Here is a 24,256-nt window from a genome sequence, read left to right as displayed (position 1 = left end):
CCGCGTCCCCCGGGACGTCGGTGCAGAACCACGAAACACACATTGAGATCATGAAAGCGAAACTCAACAGCTCCTGGGCTCTGGGACTCGTGCTGGCGCTCTTGCTGGTACCCGTCCAGGGCTGCACGGACCTCGACGAGGAGACTTTCGGTGTGATTACACCGGATCAGTTCTTCCAGACCGACGAGGAAATCATTGCTGCGCTTGCCCCGGTGTATGCCCAGCTCCGCGCGATGATGTGGAACTACCACAACATCAGCCAGGTCACCTCAGACGAGTCCATGATTCCGGTTCGCGGAACGGACTGGGACGACGGCGGCCACTGGCGCAACCTGCATCAGCACAACTGGGACGCCCTCAACAGCGACTTCAACGGTGCGTGGACGGATGCCTACACCGGTGTGGCCCGTGCCAACGTGGTGCTTGCCAACCTGCCGGACGGCGCTGACCCGGCCATCGCAGCTGAGCTGCGCTTCCTGCGCGCCTTCTACTACTACCAGCTGATGGACCTCTTCGGAGGCGTTCCGATCGTGGAAGACGCAGCCACGGACCCGGACAACCCGCCGTCGCGCTCCACGCGCTCAGAGGTGTTCGCGTTCGTGGAGAGCGAGCTGAATGCCGCCCGGACCGACCTTCCCGCCGCATGGGACGGAGCCAACAAGGGCCGCGCCACCCAGGGAGCAGCGGACGCGCTGCTGGCCAAGATCTACCTGAACGCAGAAGTGTTCACCGGAACGGTGGATGCGGGTGGTCTCACCAAGGGACAGGCCCGCTGGCAGGACGCCATCTCGGCGGCTGATCGCGTGCTCAACTCAGGCCAGTACCAGCTGGCCGGAGACTTCTTCGACAACTTCCGCACGAACAACCACGAGAGCCCGGAGATCATTTTCTCTGTGGGCCACCTCGGCAAGGGAGGCCTTGGCCTCACGTTCATCATGCGAGGTCTGCACTACAACCAGATCCCGCAGTCTCCCTGGAACGGCTTCGCCACCCTGGCTGAGACCTACAACAAGTTCGACGAAGACGACATGCGTCGGAAGATCTTCCTGTTGGGCCAGATGTACGGTGATCCCAACCAGGCCTGCATCGGAAGCGAGTGCTTCGCGACCGGCGCTCCGCTGGAAGACCGTGTCGGCAACCCGCTTGCGTTCACGCTGGAGTACCTCGACCCGAACGGCAACCCGGTGACGGGCACTCCGATTGGTGTCAACGAAACCTCCGGTGCCCGCGTCATGAAGTGGGAAATCGACCCGAATCGTGTCGGCGGCGACAATGGCAACGACTACGCGTTCCTGCGCCTGGCCGAGATGTACCTCATCAAGGCAGAGGCCCTGAACGAGCTGGGCCAGACGGCCGCAGCCATGTCGCAGCTCAACACGCTGCGCGCCCGCGTCTTCGACCCCGCGGAGCCGGTGACCGCCTCCAGCCAGGCCGAAGCCCGCGACGTCATCCTGAACGAGCGTCTGTTTGAGCTCATGTGGGAGGCCTCGCGCCGTCAGGACCTGATTCGTGCAGGCAAGTTCAACGAGGCCTGGGAGTTCAAAGCCGCTTCCCCCGGCTTCATGGTTCTTGGTCCGATCCCGCAGGTTCAGCGAGATGCGAACCCGAACCTGACCCAGAACCCTGGCTACTAGGCCGGATCTGATTCGCCATTCAGAGGCCCCGGCCGGCAGACGCCGGTCGGGGCCTTCTGGTTTGGCGTGCATGCCTTGGGGCGGTTGCCGATGGCGGGCCTGCGCGCCGGCGGGCCTGCGAGCCGGCGATCGGCCAGTCACCGCGACCGAGTGCAACGTTTGCCGGGCTGCGGCCAGGGCTGGGCGCGCTGCTCGCGCCAGGGCTCCCGGGGCTGGCGGAGGTTCAAAACCACGCCCTGATTGAACCTTTGTCCCCTTTGCGGGGCGGCAGAGGTTTAAAACCACGCCCTGATTGAACCTTTACTCCCTCGATGGGGCGGCAGAGGTTCAAAACCACGCCCTGATTAAACCTTTTGCGGGGTGGGGCAAAACCACCCACCCCGCGGCCGCTGGCCGCCGAGTGGAATCTCACCCCCCGATTACACCTAGCACCCCGCGGCGCCGGCCGTCGAGTGGAATCTCACCCCCGCGTTACACCTAGCACCCCCCGCCACCGGCCGCCGAGTGGAATCTCACCCCCCGATTACACCTCGCACCCCGCGGCGCCGGCCGCCGAGTGGAATCTCACCCCCCGATTACACCTTGCACCCCGCAGCGCCGCCCGCCGAGTGCCCCCCCGATTACACCTCGCACCCCCGCGGCCGCCGAGCTGAGCGCCCCGCCCCCCTGATCATGCGTGCATTCCTTCTTATAGCCCTGCTGCTCCCGGCCGTCGCTGCGGCCGGTCAAGACATGGCACCCGCGCCCGCCACAGACGGGCTCATTTCCCGGTTCGAACGCGCCGACAGTGGCTTGCTGCTGGAGCGACCCTCAAGCGCCGGCACCTACATGAACGTGGTCGGCCGCCGCTCCGCTGCGTTCGGCTACGAGCATCGTCCATTCGAGGTCTGGGTCTACCCGATGAAGATCGTGCGGGACTTCCAGCTCGAGTTCAAGATTCAGGACTATCCGCTGGACATCTCAGGCAACGAGATCCTGGCGCACGTTGAAGTACGGCCCGAATCGGCCGTCTTGACCTACCGCCATGCCGCTTTCACCGTAAAGCAGACCATCTTCGCCCCGGTGGATGAGATGGGCGTGGTCATGCTGCTCGATGTCGACGCCGTACGGCCGATAGAGGTGATCGGCAGCTTCCGTCCGGACCTGCGTCTGATGTGGCCGGCCGGACTCCAGACGGGCGGCATTTTCTGGGACGCAGACAGCCACCTCTACGGCATCGTCGAGGACAGCCAGCAGTTTGGCGGTGCCATCATGGCACCCGGCGCGCGGGACATTTCGGTCATGCCTTACCAGGAGGAGCCCCGTGACGTGCCGAACCGGTTCATTCTCGATGTCGACCCCCAGGTGGCCGCCACGCATCTCTATCCCATCGCAATCGCCGGAAGCATCGAGGGCATCGACGGAGCCAGGGAGACCGCCTCAGACCTCATCGCCCGTGCTGCCGATTTGTACCAGGGCACGGCGGCCTACTACCGCGATCTGCTGGACCGCACGGTTACAGTGGACACGCCGGATGACCGCCTGGACGAGGCGTTTGCCTGGGCCAAGATCGGCACCGAAAAGGGGCTCGTCACCAATCCGTATCTGGGCACCGGCTTCGTGGCGGGATATCGCACGGCCGGCAGTAGCGAACGACCCGGCTTTGCCTGGTATTTCGGCCGGGACGCAATGTGGACATCGTACGCGCTCATGGCCTACGGCGACTACGAAGCGTCCCGGTCCGCACTGGACTTTCTGGCCGGCGTGCAGACCGAGGACGGCCGCATCCCGCATGAGGTCTCCCAGAGTGCTACGCTCATCGACTGGTTCAACCGATTCGGATACGCGTACCACTCGGCAGACGCCTCGCCGCTGTACGTCGTAGCCCACGGCGACTACTACCGATTGACGGGTGACCGCGAGTACCTGTCGCGCTCCTGGGAGTCGGTGCTCGGCGCCTACAACTGGGCCGCGGCCACCGATCTGGATGACGATGGCCTGCTGAACAACTACCAGGTGGGCCACGGGTGGGTGGAGGCCAAGGCCTTCGAGCCGGAGGAGGAGATCTATATGCAGGGCATCTGGATCGAAGCCAACCGGGCCATGGCGCAGATGGCCGAAGCCATGGGGCACACGGACCTCGCCCGTGAGGCATCGGCCCGGGCCGAACGAACCAGCGCCGCCATGGAGGCTGCCTACTGGATGGAGGACGCCGGTCGCTACAAATGGGCCACTCCCATCCCGGATTTGCCCGATGAGGCGGAGAGCTACTTCACCGCCTCGACCTCGCTCACCGGCGTGCCGCTCTGGTGGGGCACCGCCCAGGAGGATCGCGCCCATCTCGAACTGGACGCACTGGGCGGCGGTGCGGTGTCTACCGACTGGGGGGCTCGCCTCTTCTCCGAGGAAGAATCTCCGTGGTACGACCCGCTGTCCTACCACACGGGCTCGGTCTGGCCGCTGTTCACGGGCTGGGTCTCGATGGGCGGCTATACCTACGCGCGCCCCCACATCGGTCATCAGGCGCTCATGGCGACCGCGTTGCTCACCCGGCAGGACGCACTGGGCTACGTGACGGAGCTCCTTTCAGGGGATTTCAATACAGCGTTCGGGCGTTCGTCGCACCATCAGATCTGGTCGGAGGCGATGGTCGTCACGCCGCTAATTCGTGGCATGCTGGGTCTCGACATGCGGGACGCCGGCTCGACGCTGGTCTTCTCGCCGCAGTTGCCCGCAGACTGGGGTAGCGTGCGGGTTGACCGGATTCCGGCGGGCGATGGGTTCGTCGCCATCCAGTACGGTCGACTCGACAATACGGTGCGCATCGCCGTCAGCCGAGAGGGCGGCGGCGGGCCATCGCGCCTGATCGTGGAGCCCGCCATGCCGCAGGACGCGCAGGTCGGCAGCATTCAGGTGAACGGAGAAGAGGTGCCCTTCACCATAGCAGATCGCGGAGACCGGCGATTCGTGCGGGTCGAAGTGCCCTTTTCCGACAATGGTGCGGTCATTTCGATCACCCGGTCCCCGGGCAGTGATGCGTACGTGACTCACGAGCCGGCCGGACCAGGCGCTCGAAGCACCGGCCTCCGCATCCTGCGCAGCCAAGCGGACGCGGACGCGATCAGCCTTACAGTCGAAGGTCTGCCCGGGAAACGCTACCTGCTGGGAATCCGTACACCCCATCGCGTGCAACCGGCGCCGGGTACGGATGTGCGCCAGGTCCCTGGCCGGGATGCGCTGGTGGCCCTGGAGTTCGACGGCGAACCTGGTCGTTATGTGCGCCGCGTTTTGCGATTCCCGCTCGATACCCAATGAACCGAATCCCCCTCATCCTTGCGTTCCTGCTGCTTGGCTGCGGTGGCTCGAACGAAGTCCGTGCGCCAGGCGAGGTGACGGCCGAGGACACCGGCCGCAGTCAGGCCGTGCGTGTACAGGACCTGCTGGTATCCCGAGTCCCGGGCATTCGGGTTTCACAAACCGCCGACGGCCGCCTGCAGGTTCGCCTGCGTGGCAATACCTCGTTCCGCGGCGACGACCTGCCGCTCTACGTGGTGGACGGCGTGCCCGTAACGCCGAATAACGACGGCACGCTGCCGGGCATCGTTGTGACGGAGATCGAGTCGATCCAGGTGCTGAAGGACCCGACCGACACGGTGCAATGGGGCATGCGCGGAGCCAACGGCGTCATTGTCGTGACCACCAAGACCGGCGCCTCGAAGCGTGACAGTTAGGGCCTGCGCGCTGCTGGTGATTCTGATGCTCGCGGGGTGCAAAGAGGCGCCCTCGCGGGAGGATCGCGTGGAGCCTGAAGTCACCGCCCGATTCACCGAACTCCCGGCCGATTACACCAATGTCGCGTTCGAAAACCGCCTGACCGACACTGCGGAGCAAAACGTGTTTGCCTACCGCAACTACTATGACGGAGGCGGCGTCGGCATCGGAGACTTCAACGGGGACGGCCTGGAAGACGTTTTTCTGACGTCCAACCAGGAAGCGAACCGCCTCTACGTGAATCGAGGCGACTTCTGGTTCGAAGACATCACGGAAGCGGCCGGTGTGGGAGGCACGCACGCCTGGTCTACCGGGGTGTCCGTGGTCGATGTGAATGCAGACGGCCTGCCGGACATCTACGTCTGCAATTCGGGCGATGTGCGGGGCGACGATCGCGCGAACGAGTTGTTCATCAACCTCGGCCCGGACCAGGATAGGGTGCCCCGGTTTGAGGAGGCTGCTGCGCAGTGGGGCTTGGCAGACACCGGCTATTCCACGCATGCCGTGTTCTTTGACATGGACCGTGATGGAGACCTGGACGTGTTCGTGATGAACAATTCCTCGCGTCCCATCACGAGTTTCCCCGAGCGTCAGATTCGCGCCACCCGTCATCCCGACGGGGGAGATCGCCTGTACCGAAACGACGGCGGCACCTACACGGACATCAGCCGCGACGCGAACATCTGGGGCAGCGAAATCGCATTCGGGCTGGGTACAACCGTGGGCGACTACGACCGGGACGGCTGGCCCGACCTATACATCTCGAACGACTTTTTTGAACGGGATTACCTGTACCGCAACCAGCGGGACGGCACGTTTGAGGATGTACTGGAGGCAGCGATGGCGCACATCTCCCAGTCTTCCATGGGTGCGGATATGGGCGACATCAACAACGATGCCCTGCCCGACATCTACGTTACGGACATGCTGCCCCCGGATGATGCCCGCATCAAGCAGGTGTCTACGTTCGATTCCTGGACCGGATACCAGAACGGCCTGGAGGAGGATTTCTATCACCAGGTGATGCGCAATACACTCCAGCTGAATGACGGCGACGGAACGTTTCGGGAGGTCGGACAGGCCTGGGGCGTCGCCGCGACCGACTGGAGCTGGAGCGCGCTGCTGGTGGATCTCGACATGGATGGTCTCAAGGATATCCATGTGACGAACGGGATCTACCGCGACCTGACCGATCAGGACTTCCTGGAGTATTTCGGCAGCGACGACATCGTGCAGCAATGGCGCGAGAACCAGGAACTGGACGTGCTGGACATCCTCGACCGCATCCCCAGCCGCCCACTTGCAAACGTCGCGTTCCGAAACGTGGGCGGGAGGTTCGAGGACGTATCGACAGACTGGGCGCTTACGGCTCCCGGGTGGTCCAATGGCGCGGCCTACTCGGATCTGGACAATGACGGCGACCCGGATCTGGTGGTAAACAACGTCAACCAGCAGGCCGGCTTCTTCCGGAACGAGACGAACCCCGCAGAGTGGCTGCGGCCGACGCTCGAAGGCGACGGCGACAACTCAGCCGGTATCGGCGCCCAGATCACGCTGCACCACGCCGGTGGTCTCCAGTATCTGGAGCAGATGCCCAACCGCGGGTTTCAGTCCAGCGTGTCCCCGCGGCCGCTGTTTGCGCTGCCAGCGCCGGCCGACTCGCTTGAGGTGCTCTGGCCGGACGGCAGGCGGCAGGTCCTCAGCGGGCCACTGACGGGCGATGTGGTCCTGCGTCAGGCGGACGCGGCGGCAAAGCGGGAGGCTGGGCCCAGGGCACGCTCCGAGGCCGCCGAAACCTGGTACCGCCGCCTGCCGGACCCCGGCATTTCGCACACTGAGAACGAGTACGACGACTTTCAGCGCCAGCCTTTGCTGCTGAAAACGGTTTCCCGCGATGGGCCTCGCCTGGCCGTGGGGGATGTAAACGGCGACGGTCGCGAGGATCTCTTTGTGGGCGGCGCCAAGGAGTCCCCGGGGCGTCTTTTGATCGGCACAGCCAGCGGCGGCTTTCGGCTCGAACAGGAATTCAGCGAGGACGCGGTGGCGGAGGACATGGGAGCCGCCTTTTTCGACGCCGACTCGGACGGTGGCCTCGATTTGTATGTGGCCAGCGGAGGCAACGAGTTCTCCCGCCAGGCTCCTGCCCTGCGTGATCGCCTGTACCTGGGGCCGGGCATGATGGCTTCCGAACTGCCGCTACTGTTTGAGAGCAGTGCGCTGCCGCTCCCGGCAGATGTCGATCGTGACGGAGACCAGGACGTGTTCGTGCCTGGCGGGATGGTGCCCTGGGCGTTTGGGCAAAAACCACCGCATCATCTGTTGAGGGGAGACGGTCGGGGCAATTTCACCGCGGAGACAGTCGCCGCCGACCTCGGCATGGTCAGTGAAGGGACCTGGGCGGACCTGACCGGAGACGGTTCACAGGAACTCGTGGTGGTCGGGCCGTGGGAGCCGGTACGCGTCCTGGACGCAGACTTCCAGCCCATCGCGATGCCCGGACTGGACAGCCTGCATGGCTGGTGGCATCGTGTGCACGCGGCAGACGTGGACGGAGACGGAGACATTGATCTCCTGCTCGGCAACGTCGGCACCAACGCGGGCCTGCACACTCCGCTGGAAATGCAGGTGGGAGACTTCGACAGCAACGGCTGGACGGAGCAGTTGGTGTCCGCGGCCGGCCGGCCCTATCCGCTGCGCGGAGAGCTTCTGGCACAACTCCCGAGCCTGGCAGACCGACTGACAAGCCACGAAGCGTACGCGACCATGACCTTCGCAGACTTCGTCGACCTGCCTTCGGAACGCGTCCTGCGCATCGACCATCTGCGCAGCTTCCTGGCAGAGAACACCCCGGACGGCTTTGTGCTTCACCCGATGCCGGAGGAAGCCCAGTGGGCCCCGGTGACGGCGTTCGCTGTGCTCGACCTGAATCGGGACGGACGCCTGGAGATTGTGGCAGCCGGCAACCACGGCGGGTTCATCCCCCGGATCGGCCCACTCGACGCCGGCAGAGGCGTAGTTTTCAACTTCGAGGGCGGGGAAATTCGCCAGGTACCGCGCCACGTGCACGGCCTCGATCTCCGCGGTGAAGTCCGCGACATGGCCGTTCTGAAAGACGGGAGACTGGTAGTGGCCCACAACAATGGACCGGTGACGCTATGGGGACGACGTTGAGGTGGTTGGCGGTGCTCGCTGTGCTGGCCGGCTGCGCCGAGGCACCTGAGACCCTGTTTCGGTCCGTTCCGGCCAAGGAGTCCGGCATCGACTTCCGCAACGATCTGACCGAGGGTCCGGGAGCGAACATCATCGACTACCTCTACTTCTATGACGGCGGAGGAGTCGGCATCCTGGATATGGATGGCGATGGGCTGATGGACGTATTCCTGACCGCCAACCAGCAGCCTAACCGGTTGTATCGCAACCTTGGCGGGATGCGTTTCGAGGACGTGACGGAGACGGCCGGCGTGGCCGGTTCCGGAGACTGGACCAAGGGTGTGCTGGTGGTAGACGTCAATGCGGACGGCCGTCACGATCTATACGTGACCAACGTGCACCATGCGCCGTTCGAGGGCCGTAACGAACTCTTTGTCAATGACGGAGACGGCACGTTCACGGAGGCTGCCGAGCAGTACGGCCTGGCCTTCCAGGGGCTTGCGACGCACGCAGCATTCCTGGATGTGGATCAGGACCTGGACCTGGACGCGTTTCTGGTCAATCATTCCACCCACGACACCGGCGTGGTTGGCGGCGCATTCCTGCGCGAGGAGACCTCGGATGTGGCGGGCGACCGCCTGTACCGGAACGATGACGGCGTGTTTGTCAATGCCACCGAAGGCTCAGGCATCATCTCCAGCTTTGTCGGATATGGCCTGTCGGCGGGAGCCTCCGACCTGGATCGCGACGGCTGCGCCGATCTCTACGTGGCCAACGACTTCCACGAGAACGACTACCTCTATCTCGGGGACTGCGAAGGCGGCTTTCAGGAGTCGATCACGACCGCCGTGGGCCATACCAGCCGCAGTTCCATGGGACAGGACATTGCGGACCTGGACGGCGACGGCTGGCCGGACATCATCGTGACTGACATGCTTCCGCAGGACGCGGCACGTCGGGTTACCAGCGCGACGGCGGAGTCCTACGAAATCTATCACACCAAGCTCAACGCCGGCTATCACGCGCAGGTGGCTCGCAACACCCTGCTTTGGAATCGCGGCAGCGTGCGCTTTTCGGAGGTCGGCCTCTTTGCGGGCATCGAGGCGTCGGACTGGAGTTGGGCGGTGCTGGCGGCCGATCTGGATAACGACGGCCTGCGCGATCTTGTGATGACCAACGGCATCCCCCGGCGGCCCAATGACCTGGACTACCTCGATTGGGTGCGCACGCCGCGCGGTCAGCGGCTGGCGTCGACGGGATACGACAGTCTCCGCGTTGCGCTGGATCGCATGCCGCAGGCCCCATCGCCCAACAGGAGTTTCCGGAATGCCGGCGGGCTCAAGTTCGAGCCCGCGGCCTGGGGACTTGAAGGACCAGGGGTTTCCAACGGCGCCGCCTACGCGGATCTGGACAACGATGGCGATCTGGACGTCATCATCAACAACCTGGGCGATGCGGTCTCGGTGCTCGAGAACACCTCTGATTCGGGCGGCCTCATGGTGGTTTTGGAAGGGGAGACCCCGAACCGCATGGCCATTGGAGCCGAGGTTGTGGCGTGGTCCGGGGGCGTGCCCCAGTACACCCAGGTCTATCCGGGCCGGGGATGGGCATCGTCCGTAGACCCGCGGGTGCATGTGGCGCCCGTGCCCGACAGCCTGCAGGTCCGCTGGCCAGGCGGGCGGGTATCGTCCGTGCGAGGCCCGGTTGGTCCCGTTTTGACGGTGTCTGAGGCCGGATCGCTTGCTGAGCAGTCCGATGCGGCATCCGCGTTGCAGGCTTCGCGGCTCGTCAAGATCGATCTCTTCGGAGACCTGAGCCACGAAGAGAATGCCTTCTTCGACTACAGCCGAGAGCCCTTTATTCCGCATCTGGTTTCGGAGGAGGGTCCGGCGCTGGCCGTGGGGGATGTAAACGGGGACGGCCTGGATGATGTCTTCCTGGGCAGTTCCAAGTGGCGCGCGTCGGTACTGGCCGTCCAGGGTGAAGAGCCCCTGGCGTGGACCGCGGACTCGCTGCATGAGGACGTCGACGCCGCGTTCCTTGACGCCGATGGCGATGGGGATCTGGATCTCCTGGTCGTGTCAGGGGGCAACGAATTCTGGGGGTCCAGTGAAGCACTTCGGGATCGGCTGTATCGAAATGACGGCAGCGGAGGGTTCGTGCGAGACGACTCCGCCCTCCCTGAGCGATTCGTGCAGTCATGTTGCCTGGCCGTGACGGACGTCGACGCGGACGGTGACCTGGATGTGTTTGTCGGTGCCCGCAGCACCAGTCGGGACTACAGCACGGTGCCGGAAAGCGCGCTGCTTATCAATGACGGGGCAGGCGTGTTCGAGGACCGCACACCCGACTCCCTGCGCCGTGCCGGCCGGCTGACCGCGGCCGTGTGGCTGGACGCGAACGGGGACGATTGGCCGGACCTGGCTGTCGCCGGAGACTTTATGCCGGTCATGCTCTACGCCGGTGGACAGGCCGGGCTGCAGGAGCCCGTGCCCCTGACGCAGAATGGCTACTGGCGCAGCCTGCATGTGGCGGACTGGGACGCGGACGGACACGACGACCTGCTGGCGGGCAACCTCGGAGTGAATTCCATGCTGGCCCGCTCTGAGTCCGCACCCGCGCTGCGGTTTGGCGACTTCGACGGGAACGGATCCCGTGAGCCGCTGCTGACCTGGACGTTCGAAGGGCGGGAACGCGCGTTTCCATCGCTGGACGTGATACGCAGGGCGCTGCCGCAGGTCGGCGTGCGCTATGGCTCCTACTCCGATTACGCCGGCGAAGACCTTTCGGGGCTGCTCGGGCGCTCGGAGTCTACCGTCGTTCCCATCGAGACCCTGGAATCCGTTGTGTTGATGTCGGACGGTGAGGGTGGCTTCAGGCCCGCCACGCTGCCGGTTGAGGCGAATCTGTCGCCCATGCAGGCTGCCGTAACCCTGCCCGGAAACGGCGTCATCACGGCCGGCAACTGGACCGGTGCGCCACCTGACCGAGGCCCATACACCGCTGGATGGGGCCTGCTGCATGGAGCCGATGGTTCCGCAGCTCCCTTACATCTGTCGGGCCTGGTGCGAAGCATGGCCCTGGCCCGCGGTCCCGATGGTGCCGTCCTGGTGGTTGCCCGCAACGACGGCCCGCTCTCTACCTATTCCTTGCGCTGATATGGTTCGATTTCTTCCTGCCCTCATTGTTCTGGTGCTTGTCGCGGGTTGCGACTCCAGCGATCCTGCTGCGGAGGAGGAGGTTCGCACGACGGTCGATGGCGAGTGGGAGGGTGTCATCACATCAGATGAGATGTCTGTGCCCATCACCGTGACCATGCGCGAGAACCTGACACTCGTTTCGGGAGAGGGCACGGTCAGCCTGCCGGCAGAGGATCGCGACTTTGTGATCGAGCGCGGAGACTACCTCCATCCGCTACTGAATCTGGACCTGTCGTTTGCCGACTATGAGCCTCCGTTCGGAAACCTGGATGGCATTGTCAACGTGGATCGCAATGAGGTGCGGGGCACCGCGGCGGGTCCAGGCTTCTCCGGTCCGGTCGAGTTGGTGCTGCGCCGCAAGTAGGCGGAGTTAGTCCATGAACAAGGCGGTGCTGATCCTGAGCGTGGTGCTGGTTGCCGGCTGTGGCGGTTCGGCTGCCGTCACGCACGGGTCGACGGCGGACCGGGAGCAGACCGAGAATGATGAGCCTCAGGCCCAGGACCCCGCTGCCGAGGCTCTCGGCGGCGAGGAGGTGGATCTCGACCGAGTCCGGCAAGGCAAGACGCCTGCGCGAATCTCCGACATGCTCAAAGGCAGGGTATCGGGTGTGCGTGTGACGGAGGGTCCACGTGGGCCGGTTGTCCGCGTGCGCGGATCGTCCGGCGATCCGCTCTACGTGGTGGACGGCGTGCCGGTGACGGCCGATCCCGGTGGAGGATTGGCGTTTCTCAACCCTGCGGACGTTGCGTCGATTCGTGTGCTCAAGGGGGCGTTTGGCACGGCGCAGTACGGTTCAAGGGGCGCCAATGGCGTGATTGTTATTCGAACCAAGGTCGGTGCCTCCGGCGACTGACCCCTTCACCAGCAGGCGACTATTGTTCGATCAGGACTTTCTGGTCCGGGTCGGGGTCCGGGTCGGCATCCACGTGGATCAGCGGTAGTTCAGCTTCGACGCGCGTCCCGTCCGGAGTGGAGTGAATCGAGAGGCGCCCGCCCAGCACCTCAGCCCGGCGCCGCATGCCTGCGAGTCCGGATGAGTCGAGCGGGGCATCTAGGATGGAAGCGTCGAAGCCGGCACCGGTATCCTCCACGCGTACCTTGAGCAGCCCTGGTTCCTTCCAGAGCTTGACGTGGATGCGGCCCGCTCCGGAATGCCGCACGGCATTGGTGAGGCATTCCTGGGCGATGCGGTAAGCGGCAGTCTGAACGTCATCCTGCAATCGTCGACCCGGGTCGAGCTCGTCCGTGAACTCAACGCGTCCCGGGTATACGTCGGCCATGCGATTCACCAGCGTGCTCACCGCGGCGCTGAGTCCAAAATCGTCCAGCGTGGCCGGCCGCAGCATGAGTGACACCGTGCGAATGGTGTTCATGAGTTCCTGCACCATGTTGACCCGTTCCTGCAGCGTCTCCTTCTCGGGCGGTCGGCCCGCGTGCAGGTCCGTAAGGAAGGCCATCTTGAGGGTGGTGAGACTGCCACCCACATCGTCGTGCAGGTCCTGCGCAAGGCGTCTGCGTTCGAGCTCCTGCACACGCTGCAGTTCCAGGGATACACGCTGCAGCTGCTCCTGGGCCCGGACCCGGTCCGTGATTTCGATACCGATCCAGAGCGCCTTGCCGATGTCTTCCAGGGCAGGCGACAGCGTAACGGCGGAGGCCGCGATGTGGACCTCCCGGCCGTCAGGCAGCTTTGGGGAGAGCAGCTTGTCGCGGATCGGTCGGCCACCCAGGACATCGTCCACCATCTCCTGCAGCCGGTCTCCGCTATTGGGGTCCACGAAATCGGCCAATCGGCGCCCTATGATGGCATCCGTAGGCAGGCCCATCAGGTCTGCCCCCGCCGGGTTGCACACCTCGACCGTGGTATCTGCGTCGAGAACCATGATGGGTGCCGGCGAGGCCAGCACGATGGCCGCCAGGCGAGTCCGGGTTTCCTCGAGAGCCAATGTGCGCTTGCGCACCCGGTCCTCCAGCGCCGTGTTGAGCCTCCGGATCTGTCGCCGTGAGCGCAGCGCGAAAATGGACGTGCCCAGCACGACGAGAAACGTGAGCACGACAATCGGCCAGAACCACGGGCGGGCCTGCAACGGAATCGGCACGACATTGAATCCGAGGCGGGCCGGTGAAGGGTCCTCTACTCCGAAGCGGGACCGGGAGCGCACCTCCAGCAGATGCACGCCCGTATCCAGGTTCTCGGTGGGAATGCGCAGCGAAGGAGACCATTCGTACAGGCTCCACGGTCCACCGTCAATGCGCCAGGAGAACTGCCGGTGCTTCTCGTCAGCCGAGCGCCAGGGCAGGCGGCTGAATACGGTAGCGACGAGGTCCTGACCGAGGGCCACCCGGTTCGACTGTACCTCCAGCCAGGTCTCGGGCTCGGTCGGGTCGAAGGGCAGGTGGAAGACGGTCCCGGGGGCGGAAATCCAGTAGTCACCGTTTCGATCCTGCAGACCGCCTGTCGGATTCGTGACGGGCGAGTCCACCAACATGACGACCCCGCGGGCCGTTGTGTCGACGATGGCGACCTCGGTCTCGTCGCCGTACATCACGTACGGATGAAGCAGTCTGACCGGAGCCATGGGGTGCATGGTCGCCCCATCGGACCCAATCATGGTAATGCCCGACTCGCCCCCGTACGCGGAGCCGTGGGCAATCCAGGTGTGGTTCCGGCCACGGTGCCAGCCCACGATGGAACGGGCAGGAAGGTCCTCCAGCCGGTTCCACTGGGTCCCGTCAAATCGGGCAACCCCGAAGTCGCCGGCAAGAAGGGGAGGATTCTCCGCCTCCAGAAAAGTGAGTTGCGTAAGGCTGGTCACAGCCGGGGCGACGCTTTCCGATGCCTGATTTCCATCGAACTGCAGCACCGTGCCGCTCTCGGCAGGGGGGGTGATTCCAGCCACCCAGGAAGAGTTGCCGGCCGCGGCCACATCGGCAATCCCGGGAAGACCCAGGTCAGACGACAGTGTGCGCCAGCCCTGGTCCATGTCCCACCTGGCAAGTGCCCAGGTATCGCCGATCGGACCAACGGCTGTTGCATAGCCCGACCTGGCAGCATCGAAGTGTTCGATGCGGTCCACGCCCAACTCTCGCGCGTCAAAGGCCAGCAGGCGGCCTTCGGCATCGTAGCGATGGATGTGCGCTTCACTCCAGAGCCAGGTCACTCCGGGTTGGCGACTCACTACCCGGTGAGAATCGGGATCTGCCAGGGTCCAGTCATCGTGCGTGCCCGTCCAGGTGCCGCGTTGGTCACTGAACCACAATCGTCCAGCCGTGTCCTCAAAGGGAGCGCCGGTCATGGTCGGGTGCTCGATCCAGTCAACTGCAGGGCCGAACCGGCCTAGCTGGCTCATGCCGGCGAACCAAACGGAGCCGTCCGGAGCCTCCTTGGCGGACTCAAAGATGGTGGACTCAAACTCCATGCTGCCGTCGGCGACCCAGCGGGTGCCGGTCCAGCGCTTCAGCGCCCCTACTCCTCGTTCCACCATGTAGATGGAGCCATCTGAGAGTCTGAGGAAGCTCGTGAATCCGGGCCGCCACAATCCTTCAGAAGCGTCGATGAATCGCCGACCCTCCAGGCGAAACACCCCCTGGTCCGTAGCCAGGAGCAGGTCGCCGGACGCTGTCATCACGAAGTCCCTTGGGTATCCCAGCTCGTCGCTGTTGCCGAGTAGTTCCCAGTCTTCGGCCATGCGCAGGTAGACGCCTCCGGCAGTCAGCAGAGCCGTTCGCCCGTCCGGCATGAACTCGACATCGGACACATAATCATCCGGCACGGCCACGTTGTACAGCGAGTCCGTTGCGGCAATGGCCAGCCCGCCGGCTTGCTGAGGATTCAGCCACGAATCGGCGCAGATCCAGATATCGCCGTTTGGGGCCGCTCGGATGCGTCGAATGTTGGAGGCTGCCGGTTGAACCGCCATCTGGCGGAACCCGTCCACATTGCCGATGGCAATGCCACGATCGGTGCCCACCCAGACACGGCCTTGCGAATCCGCCCAGATGCTTCTAACAAACTCGGAAGGCAGGCCGTGCTCCGTGCCGAAACGAGACCAGAGCACCCCGTCGAACCGGGCTACACCGTCCGCACTGGCTACCCAGAGATTGCCTGCAGCATCGAAGGTGAGATCCAGAATAAACGCGCCGGTCAGGCCGGCTTCCTCCGTGAAATCGGTGTAGCGCCAAGGGTGCTCGATTCCGTTTTGCACGGTGGTCCAGGCCCGCTCTTGCGCCTGGGCGGAGGGAAAAACCGTCCAGGCGGCAAAAAAACCCAGGGACGCGAGGATCCTAAACAGTTGTAAAGGTTTGTAAACCAAAGTTGGCGCCGCTCGCTTGCCACCGTAACGCGTACTGCCACCCCATGATTCGTATAGTCCTGGCAGAAGATCATGCTGTAGTCAGGGCCGGTGTGCGCGGACTTCTTGAGAAGGTAGACGGCTTCGACGTCGTCGCGGAAACGGAGAGTGGCGCAGAGGTGGAGGATCTTGTCAGCGACCATTCCGCGGACGTTCTGGTCATTGATCTGGCGCTACGCGGCCTTGACGGAATCGAGGGTATCCGACGTGCCCGCCGTGCTCGCCCCTCGCTTCGCGTCGTGGTTCTGAGCATGCATCGCAGCGACGCGCACATCGCGCAGGCCATGCAGGTTGGAGCGAATGCCTATGTGCTAAAGGACGACTCCTTCGAGGATCTGGTGGAGGCGGTCCGGGCCGTGCTGCGCGGCGAGCGATACCTGAGTAGAAACGTGCCTTCGGTCGAACGTGGTGGAGCTGTTGAGGACCGGTATGCCAGCCTCACTCCCAGAGAGCGGGAGGTACTGCATCTGGTCGCTGAGGGGCTGACCTCGGATGAGATCGCCGAGCGGCTGGTGCTGAGCGTGCGCACCATCGAGACGCACCGGGCAAACATCATGGCCAAGCTGGGCATCAGGAATCAGACTCGCCTGGTGCATTTTGCCATGCAGAGGGGGTTGGTGCCGCCCCCCAGGGACTGAGCGGGTTTCAGTATTCTCGCATCGCTTGGGGCGCGCCGCAGCGCCCATCGTCCGTGGCCGTGGCTGGGAAACCGGCCTGAATTACCCAAAATCACTAGTTACGTATTTGTACGCATGCGCAAATCGCGGCCGTGCTGACACATTCTCGCTTGTGATAGCAGTACCAGGCATGTAATTGCCGGAAGGGATTCCCCTGATAAACGTCCTTTCCATAGACGACGACGCGGTCTTCCAGAAGCAACTCCGACTGCTTCTGCTTCAGGACGACATCAGACTGTTGCCTTCGGCAGCAAATCTGCATGAGGGTGTGGAGTTCGCTCGTTCCATGCGCCCCGACGTGATTCTGCTCGACATCTGGCTGGACGGAGAGAGTTCACTCTCGAGGATTGCCGAGCTGCGTGACGCATCGCCATCATCGCACATCATCGTGCTGAGTTTGCACCAGGAGCCTGTGTATCACCAGGAAGCCATCCGGCGCGGTGCGGACGCCTTTGTATCCAAGTCCGACGCAAGCGAGAAACTGGTGCCGCTGGTTCAGGGCAGCATGGGGCAGGTCAACTGAGTCGACCTCGGAGGCCGGTCGGGCTGCACAACGCACAGTCCGGCGGCCCTACTACGTAGAAACCACCATTTTGGCCCTTCTAGGTGGATTTACGGATTGGGGGCGTGGGGTTGTCGCGCGATACTCGGGTCACCTCCCCGAAGGTACCCCCACCGAATCACAAGCCCGGCGAGAATCGAACTCCCTCAAGGAAACGCCGGCAGTTACCGCCATGACTGAATTCACAATGCTCAAAACCACGGATGCGCCCGAGCTCGAGATCTGGCGTTCTCCGTCCGTTACCCAGGAGGCCGTCCAGGAAACTCTCACGCTCCCCCAGCTGACCTGGCGCGATAGCTCCTCCCCTGAGGATATGGCCCGTGCTCTCGCTTCCGGCGAGGCACAGGTCGTCATCCTCTCCCTGGACGACATCCTGGGTTCTGGTTACGAAGGCATCCCGGCGCAAGCGCGCTCCACGGGTGCCTGGTTACTGGTGCTGGTCCCCGAGCCCCATCCCTTCTTTGAGATGGTGGCTGACAGGCGCCTTCTTGTTCGCTCCGAAGCGGTGCCGAAAGTGCTTCAAGGCCTGATGCGCAATTTGATCGGCAGCGACTAGGCAACAGCTGCGAACAAATGCGACAAAGGTCGTCTCTTGAGGGGGAGACGACCTTTTCGTGTTTTTGGGGGGCGGTGAGGCGGAGCCGGGTGCGTGCGAGGCGGCGGTGCGGGGCCGGTGCTGCGGCGTGCTGAGGCCCTGGCCTGGTGGGTGCGGAGTGCTCCCGGACAACGTGCGAGGCGGCGGCGCGGGGTCCGGCGCCCTGCTATTGCGCCGGGAAATCCTGGCGCGGCCGCGAGGTGGAGGTATGGCTGCGCGCGATGAGCCACGTGCCCCCTTGTTTGACCAGGTGCATGCTGATTGCTCCGGAAAAGGCGAGGTCCGAGCCTTCAAACCGCTGAGAGAAGAGAGTCTGCACGTGCGCAGCGTCCGGCCCGGCGGGGAGCACCCGCGTGTCCTCAAACTCAAGCGTGACGGAGCCTTGAACCGGGAAGGAGGCAATGGCATCGTGCACTGCCTGTCGCGAGGTGTCGGCGACCCGGCCGTCCTCCAGAATGCGCACGTCCTCCGTGTAATTCCGTGCGATGAGGTCCGCATCCGATGTGGCCGCGTCCGCAGCAAATTCGACCAGGAAGTCGCGAACCTCCTGTTCAGACGCAGGCTGGATGTCGGCGGGCCGGCAGGCGGCTGTTAGCAGCACAAGGAGGACGATGGGGCGCATGGCTCTGGTGCGGTGGGGCGTGCCCCATGGTACGGAATCACGCCTTTCGCCCCGCCACGAGTCGATTCGCCCGCGACATGGAATCGCAGGGGCGGATCCCACATTCTCCCCTCTCCTGACACAGCCAACGTGGAATCGCGCGGCCTATTCCACTACCGCCACAACCCGCTGAGCCTCGATGTCGAATCCCGGCCCTTTTTCCACAACCGGGGCGGCGTAGGGCAGTTCACAGTGTGCCGGGGCGGGGTGCAAAATGCACGGCCTCCTGAGGCTCGTCACCTCCGCCAAAACCCGGACATTTTCAACTGGAACTGACGCTTTGACTGCGACCAAGAGGGTGCCGCGGCCCAACGTCCAGGATCCGCCAGGAAGAACTACGTTGCCCGAATTCAACTCGGTGACCACTTCTTGGCGTCTACCTTTGTTGTTCGGCGATGGCTGGGGAGGGTGCCCTGCGTCTTGCCGTAACGCTCACCGCTACGGCTGCATTTGGCTCACCTTTTTGGGTCCGAGCGTAGGCCACCGGCAAACGTGCGCCGGCGACCGCGAGCGACTACCGAAGAGCAAGGCCGCCCGTGAGTAGGAGGCCGAAGAAGATCACTTGGAGGCTTCTGTACATATCAACGGCTAGTTGACCTAGGGAAGTACCTGAAAATCTAGATTGGCATTTACCCTGACGAACCCGGAGCCGTCGCGATCGACATGCACTGAGACGTTGTAGACCCCAGGGGATTCCGTTGCCACAGTCCGATGGACGGATGTCCTCGTTTGAAGGAACGGCCGTGCCGCAATGAACCAGCTAAACAGGAGATCATCTCGTAGGGAATCTGCGACGACGGTCCGGAAAGTGAGACTATCCCCGGAAACCACTGGGTTTGGTACCACCTCAAGGCTCAGGATGGTTGTTGCGTTAGTGGGCGGAGGCGCCCCTGGCTCAAACCCGTCGCATCCTAACGAACCAAGAGTGGCAATCGACAGGAACAGACAACTTGGCCGTCGTGAGGTCATGCGAGAATCTGTAAGTGCGGCGCCCTCGACGGGCTGATGGCTTGGAAGCAGGGCTCGGCGAAGTCGACCTGGGCCTGATGGCCGGAAGGAGTCTAACAGCGGACCACCGGGTCGGCCTCTGGTACCGGCAAGGAAACAACCTGTCGGGTCAAGTGAAGGAGGGAGGCCACCCATGAAGAGGAGGCCCAGAATCATCATTTGTACTGGTCTGTACCTATCAATCGCCTTTCGGAGTCTCGATGACCTGAAAATCAACGCGCGCACTTACCCCCTGGAACTGCGGACCTGTCCGGCTGACAACTAGGGATACGTTGTAGACTCCAGGGGATTCGTTTGCGACTGTGCGATAATGGACTGTGCGTGTTTCAACACGCGATCGCAATCCAATGAACCAGTTAAATCGGAGGTCATCTCGAAGGGAATCTGCAACGATAGCCCGGAAGTAGAGACTATCCCCCGAGACCACTGGGTTCGGTATCACGTCAAGACTCAGGATAGTCGTCGCGTTAACAGGAGGAGGAGGTTCTGGCTCAGAGCCGTCGCATCCTAGGGCAGCAAACACTGCACTAGAGATGAGTAAGTACCTCAGGCACCTTGAGGCCATAAAAAAACCTGTGAGTGTGGTGCCCTCGACGGGCTAAGGGGTTGGCGTTTCTTCTTACATGGCACCTCAAGTTCGGGTCGTTCGACCTTCTTGGAAGCGCCAAACCTACCAAAGCAACCCGAAGGTGCGGCCAATTGCGAGCGGCCAAGACAAACAAAAAAACCGCCTCCCAAGTCGACCTAGTGGCCATATGGAAGGCGGGTTTTCGCTTCGTGATCCCGCCAGGGCTCGAACCTGGGACCCTCTGATTAAAAGTCAGATGCTCTGCCAACTGAGCTACGGGATCGCCCTGACGCCGCAAGCAGCGTCAGACCGCGAAATATAACACTTTGCTTTTCGGGCACACGTGAAAGGGGAGCAAAGTAAACGCCTTGACGGCCAGCGGCGTCAGCGCCAGATTTAGGCACGCGCCTAACCGCACGCTCAGTCTCCCCGCAATCCCGCTGGCTCCGAACGCCCGCACTCGGACCCCCGCCGAAACCATGCGCCTCCGGCCATTCCTCTGGCTCCTTTGCCTCCTGGTCCTGCTTCCGGCCTGCTCCGATTCAGGCGTCGTCGACCCGCTGCCGGATCCGGAGCCCGAAGCTCCAACCTACCCCGGAGCCGAGGCGGCCGGCCTGGACGGAGTGCGCATCGCCCGTGTCGTGGCCCGCGCGGATTCCGGCGATTTCGGGGAGATCCGCAGTCTGCTGATCAGCCGAGACGGCAACCTCATTGTGGAAGAGTACTTCCGCGGCATCACGGCGGAGGAGGCGCGGCCGATCTACTCGGTCACCAAGTCCTTCGCGTCCGCCCTCATTGGCATCGCCATCCACGCGGGGCACATCGGCTCCCTCGAGAGCACACTGCCCGAGTATTTTCCCAACTACTCCGTGCCGTCCGAAGCCGCGGGCATCACCCTGGAGAACCTGCTGACGATGCGCGCAGGGTTCGAGTGGGATGAATGGACGGTGCCATACGGAGGCGCCGCCAACAGCGCGACCGCGATTTCCCGCTCGGGCGATGTGGTCCAGTACATGCTGGACCTCCCGATCACAAGCGATCCGGGTACGCGATTTACCTACTCAAGCGGGGTATCGATGCTGCTCTCGGGCGTGCTGCAACACGCCACCGGAGCGACCACCGAAGCGTACGCAGATGCCACAATCTTCGAGGCGGTCTCACTCGGTTCACCCCGATGGGATGAGAGCATGCCGGGCATGACCAACACGGGCTGGGGGCTCCACCTCACCGCCAGGCAACTCATGGCGTTCGGCCAGCTGTTCGAGAACCGCGGTTGGCACAACGGGGAAGAGGTGGTGCCGCGATCCTGGGTGGATCTGTCCACCTCGCAGCACACAACCACCAACAACGGGCTCGCCTACGGTTTCCAGTGGTGGCGATTCCGCAACGGGGACTCGGTGGTCTCGTCGCTGAACCAGAACGATGTGTACTTCGCTTGGGGATACGGCGGACAATTTGTCTTCGTGGTGCCCCACAAGGACGTGGTTATCGTCACGACGGCTGGCAATTTCGAGCAGGATTCCAGGGTCACGTTCGACATGCTGGAGGAGGAGATCTTCCCGGCGCTCCGCTAGGGGCCGGCCCCGCTTCCCGGGCAGGGCCGCTGCCATCCCGTCACCGCCGGGCGCGAACCACGGCGCCCAACGCCCTACAGCCCGTCGATCACCGCCTCCAGTCGGCTGCGCACCTCCACAGCCACATCGCCCAGGTGCTGGTTCTGAACAGCCGCCATGGACGCGACAGGATCAATGGCCGACACCTCCACGCCGCCCTCGGTCTCCTGAAGAATCACGTTGCAGGGAAGCATCAGGCCGATGTGCGGCTCGGACTGCAGCGCCTTGTGCGCCAGCTGCGGGTTACACGCACCAAGAATCCGGTACGGCCGGAAGTCCACATCCAGCTTCTTCTTGAGGGTAGCCTTGATGTCGATCTCTGTGAGGATTCCAAAGCCCTGGGCCTTGAGCGCGTCGCGCACGGCGGCGTCTGCCTCATCCAGTGAAGCTGTGAGCGTCTTGGAGAAGTGGTAGGACATGACGGACAATAGACTTGTTATAACATGTAGCATCAACACGGCTCGCCGCATCAGGTTTCCCGCTGGCTTGCGCCCTGCCGCTGCCGCTACCGATCCTCCGCCATGCAGGAGCCCGCACTGAAGAAGTCTCTCGGTACCTGGGACGGTATCGCCCTGCTGATCGGCATCACGATCGGCTCGGGCATCTACTCTACGCCGTACCTCATCGCCGGACATTTTCCGGACTTTGCCAGCGCGGCCATTGCCTGGGTCGGTGTCGGCGCGTTCGTGCTGGTCTCCGGTCTCGTCTACGCCGAGTTGGGCACGCGACTACCGGCCACGGGGGGCGAATATGTCTACATCGAGAAGGCGTATGGCAAGTGGGCCGGGTTCATGTTCGGCTGGGCGCAGCTCTTCATCATCCGCACCAGCCCGGCGGCCGGCCTGGCCATCATCGCCACGGACTACATCGGCTTTTTCGTGGACGACATGGTGGGCATGAAGCACACCCTGACCGCGATGGGCCTTCTGGTGGTCCTGGGGGTGTTCAACGTGGCCGGTGTACGATGGGCCAGTTTGGTCAACAAGACGTCCACCATCGTCAAGGTGACCGGCCTCATCATCTTCGCCGTCGGCGGCCTCTACCTGCTGCAGCACGCGTTCGTGCGATTTGATGAAGTGGCCCCGACAAGCACCGGCCTGAGTCCCACCGGCAACCTCATCGCGGCCCTGTTCCTCATCATCTTCAGCCATACGGGCTGGGACCGCGTGGGGTATGTCGCCGGGGAAATGAAAGACCCCAGGCGAAGCCTGCCGCGCACGATGCTGATCGGCCTCACGTTGATTCTGCTCATCTATTGGGCCGTCAACGCGGTCTATTACGGCGTGCTGGGGGTCGAGGGACTGCGCGCCACCACGACCCCCGCTGCCACCGTGATGGGCCAGCTGGTCGGCCACCGGGGAGCAGCGGTCATCGCCATTCTTGCCATCGTCTCCGCGGTCGGAAGCATCAACGGTACCATGATGGCGGCGAGTCGGGTCTACTACGCCATGGCGAGGGACGGCCTTTTCTTCAAGTGGCTGGACCACGTGCATCCGCGATTCCGCACCCCGTCCCGCGCCGTCTGGGCCCACGTGATCTGGGGCGGCGTGATTCTGCTGGTGCGCGGCAACTTCTCCACCATTGTCGCCGGCATGGTCTTCGGCGTGCTGATCTTCTACACGCTCACCGGATTTGCCCTGTTCAAATTCCGCCGCGACAAGGTGGGCGAGGAGACCGCATGGCGCATGCCCGGCTTTCCCTGGCTGCCCGGCATCTACCTCGCGGCCATGGTCATTTTGCTGGTGGCACGGGTGATTTTCGAGTGGCAGGCGTCTCTCGCAGACTTTGCGTTCATCGCCACCGGCATCCCTGTCAGCTGGTACTGGTTGCGCAAGAATCCGTAGCACCAGGCCGGGGCACACCGTTTACATGGGCGATGTGGTCCAGTCTCACCCTACGCCCCGTAGAAAGCACCGCAAACTCCCCGTCTTCACCGCGGTTGTCGAAGTCGGTGAACCTGGCCTCGAGTTCCGAGCCGTCCGTGAATCCAATTCGGCACGTCTCCTTGCGCACTGCCCAGTGCTCAAGCCGATCGTAGAACCCGCAGTCGATGGGCACATAGCCCTGCACCGCATGCACGCGCTGCCAAAGCAGCTGCATGGAGTCGCGCAGGACCACATCGCCATCCATCAGAGCCCGGTCGAAGTTGAGGAATCCGACGGCCGCGTAGACCTCTTCCGGGGTGCAGTCCACCAGAAACTTGCACTCCTTGTCCCCCTTGCGATGGTCTGTGGTGAAGATGGCACCCACCAAACCGGAGTCTGCCGTGCCGACGAAGACATCCATTTCCTCATCGTCCGTGGACATGGTGTCATTGGCGTATCCGTAGTCCAGCGGATAGATGATCGAAGCCCACACCGGGTGGACCGAATGGCGCGGCCGATCCACGGTGACGCCGTTCGTCCGGATCACGGCTTCCCAGGCTGTCCAGTCGATGGGGCCTTGCGGTGTGGGCAGGGGCGGGGGATTATCGGACATGCATCCA

At 63.6% G+C, this 24,256-nt stretch carries 16 protein-coding genes and 1 tRNA gene; 12 read left to right on the top strand and 5 right to left on the bottom strand.

Annotated features, from left to right (window positions below):
• Window positions 1–50 precede the first annotated feature (50 nt).
• The 7 genes from JJ896_15785 (at window position 51) to JJ896_15755 (ending at window position 12,588) form a co-directional block, all read left to right on the top strand.
• Complete coding sequence (locus JJ896_15785; GenBank protein ID MBO6781116.1) at window positions 51–1,634, top strand: RagB/SusD family nutrient uptake outer membrane protein; 1,584 nt, start codon at window positions 51–53, stop codon at window positions 1,632–1,634.
• 672 nt (window positions 1,635–2,306) lie between these two features.
• Window positions 2,307–4,928, top strand: a complete 2,622-nt coding sequence (locus tag JJ896_15780) for a hypothetical protein (GenBank protein ID MBO6781115.1) — start codon at window positions 2,307–2,309, stop codon at window positions 4,926–4,928.
• On the top strand, window positions 4,925–5,344 hold the full coding sequence (locus JJ896_15775) for a TonB-dependent receptor plug domain-containing protein (protein MBO6781114.1): 420 nt from the start codon (window positions 4,925–4,927) through the stop codon (window positions 5,342–5,344). The genes JJ896_15780 and JJ896_15775 overlap by 4 nt, the downstream gene beginning before the upstream one ends.
• The gene (locus JJ896_15770; protein MBO6781113.1) at window positions 5,334–8,555 is read left to right on the top strand and encodes a VCBS repeat-containing protein; all 3,222 of its coding nucleotides are present in this window, start codon (window positions 5,334–5,336) and stop codon (window positions 8,553–8,555) included. The genes JJ896_15775 and JJ896_15770 overlap by 11 nt, the downstream gene beginning before the upstream one ends.
• Window positions 8,540–11,692: a VCBS repeat-containing protein gene (locus tag JJ896_15765; protein MBO6781112.1), complete on the top strand. Its 3,153-nt coding sequence runs from the start codon at window positions 8,540–8,542 to the stop codon at window positions 11,690–11,692. Before JJ896_15770 ends, JJ896_15765 begins: the two co-directional genes overlap by 16 nt.
• Window position 11,693: 1 nt before the next feature.
• Window positions 11,694–12,098 (top strand): hypothetical protein, encoded by a 405-nt coding sequence (locus JJ896_15760; protein MBO6781111.1) that lies wholly within the window; start codon window positions 11,694–11,696, stop codon window positions 12,096–12,098.
• A gap of 13 nt (window positions 12,099–12,111) precedes the next feature.
• The gene (locus JJ896_15755) at window positions 12,112–12,588 is read left to right on the top strand and encodes a TonB-dependent receptor plug domain-containing protein (protein MBO6781110.1); all 477 of its coding nucleotides are present in this window, start codon (window positions 12,112–12,114) and stop codon (window positions 12,586–12,588) included.
• Window positions 12,589–12,607: 19 nt separating this feature from the next.
• On the opposite strand, the gene JJ896_15750 is transcribed toward JJ896_15755, so the two are convergent.
• Window positions 12,608–15,940: a PAS domain-containing protein gene (locus JJ896_15750; GenBank protein ID MBO6781109.1), complete on the bottom strand. Its 3,333-nt coding sequence runs from the start codon at window positions 15,938–15,940 to the stop codon at window positions 12,608–12,610.
• 152 nt (window positions 15,941–16,092) lie between these two features.
• On the opposite strand from JJ896_15750, the gene JJ896_15745 reads away from it, so the two are divergent.
• The 3 genes from JJ896_15745 (at window position 16,093) to JJ896_15735 (ending at window position 17,882) form a co-directional block, all read left to right on the top strand.
• Complete coding sequence (locus JJ896_15745; GenBank protein MBO6781108.1) at window positions 16,093–16,725, top strand: response regulator transcription factor; 633 nt, start codon at window positions 16,093–16,095, stop codon at window positions 16,723–16,725.
• A gap of 175 nt (window positions 16,726–16,900) precedes the next feature.
• A complete protein-coding gene (locus JJ896_15740) occupies window positions 16,901–17,287 on the top strand; it encodes a response regulator transcription factor (protein MBO6781107.1) in 387 nt (128 codons plus the stop codon).
• A 211-nt stretch (window positions 17,288–17,498) separates the two neighbouring features.
• On the top strand, window positions 17,499–17,882 hold the full coding sequence (locus tag JJ896_15735) for a hypothetical protein (protein ID MBO6781106.1): 384 nt from the start codon (window positions 17,499–17,501) through the stop codon (window positions 17,880–17,882).
• A 205-nt stretch (window positions 17,883–18,087) separates the two neighbouring features.
• Here the strand turns inward: JJ896_15735 and JJ896_15730 are convergent, their stop codons facing one another.
• Entirely contained in the window at window positions 18,088–18,543 is a 456-nt protein-coding gene (locus JJ896_15730) for a DUF4440 domain-containing protein (protein ID MBO6781105.1), read from the bottom strand.
• Window positions 18,544–20,368: 1,825 nt separating this feature from the next.
• Window positions 20,369–20,441 (bottom strand) — tRNA-Lys (locus JJ896_15725).
• A gap of 196 nt (window positions 20,442–20,637) precedes the next feature.
• Between JJ896_15725 and JJ896_15720 the strand changes: the two genes are divergently transcribed.
• Complete coding sequence (locus JJ896_15720) at window positions 20,638–21,732, top strand: serine hydrolase (GenBank protein MBO6781104.1); 1,095 nt, start codon at window positions 20,638–20,640, stop codon at window positions 21,730–21,732.
• Window positions 21,733–21,806: 74 nt separating this feature from the next.
• On the opposite strand, the gene JJ896_15715 is transcribed toward JJ896_15720, so the two are convergent.
• Window positions 21,807–22,190 carry a DUF302 domain-containing protein gene (locus tag JJ896_15715; protein MBO6781103.1) on the bottom strand — a complete coding sequence of 128 codons (384 nt, stop codon included), beginning with the start codon at window positions 22,188–22,190 and terminating at the stop codon, window positions 21,807–21,809.
• Window positions 22,191–22,292: 102 nt separating this feature from the next.
• On the opposite strand from JJ896_15715, the gene JJ896_15710 reads away from it, so the two are divergent.
• On the top strand, window positions 22,293–23,615 hold the full coding sequence (locus JJ896_15710) for an APC family permease (protein ID MBO6781102.1): 1,323 nt from the start codon (window positions 22,293–22,295) through the stop codon (window positions 23,613–23,615).
• On the opposite strand, the gene JJ896_15705 is transcribed toward JJ896_15710, so the two are convergent.
• Window positions 23,584–24,249, bottom strand: a complete 666-nt coding sequence (locus JJ896_15705; protein MBO6781101.1) for a hypothetical protein — start codon at window positions 24,247–24,249, stop codon at window positions 23,584–23,586. The genes JJ896_15710 and JJ896_15705 overlap by 32 nt on opposite strands.
• Window positions 24,250–24,256 lie beyond the last annotated feature (7 nt).

It is taken from the genome of Rhodothermales bacterium (genome assembly GCA_017643395.1).
Lineage (GTDB): Bacteria > Bacteroidota > Rhodothermia > Rhodothermales > UBA10348 > JABDJZ01.
Note: the sequence above shows the minus strand (reverse complement) of the source record. Positions and strands in the feature narration are given on the sequence as shown.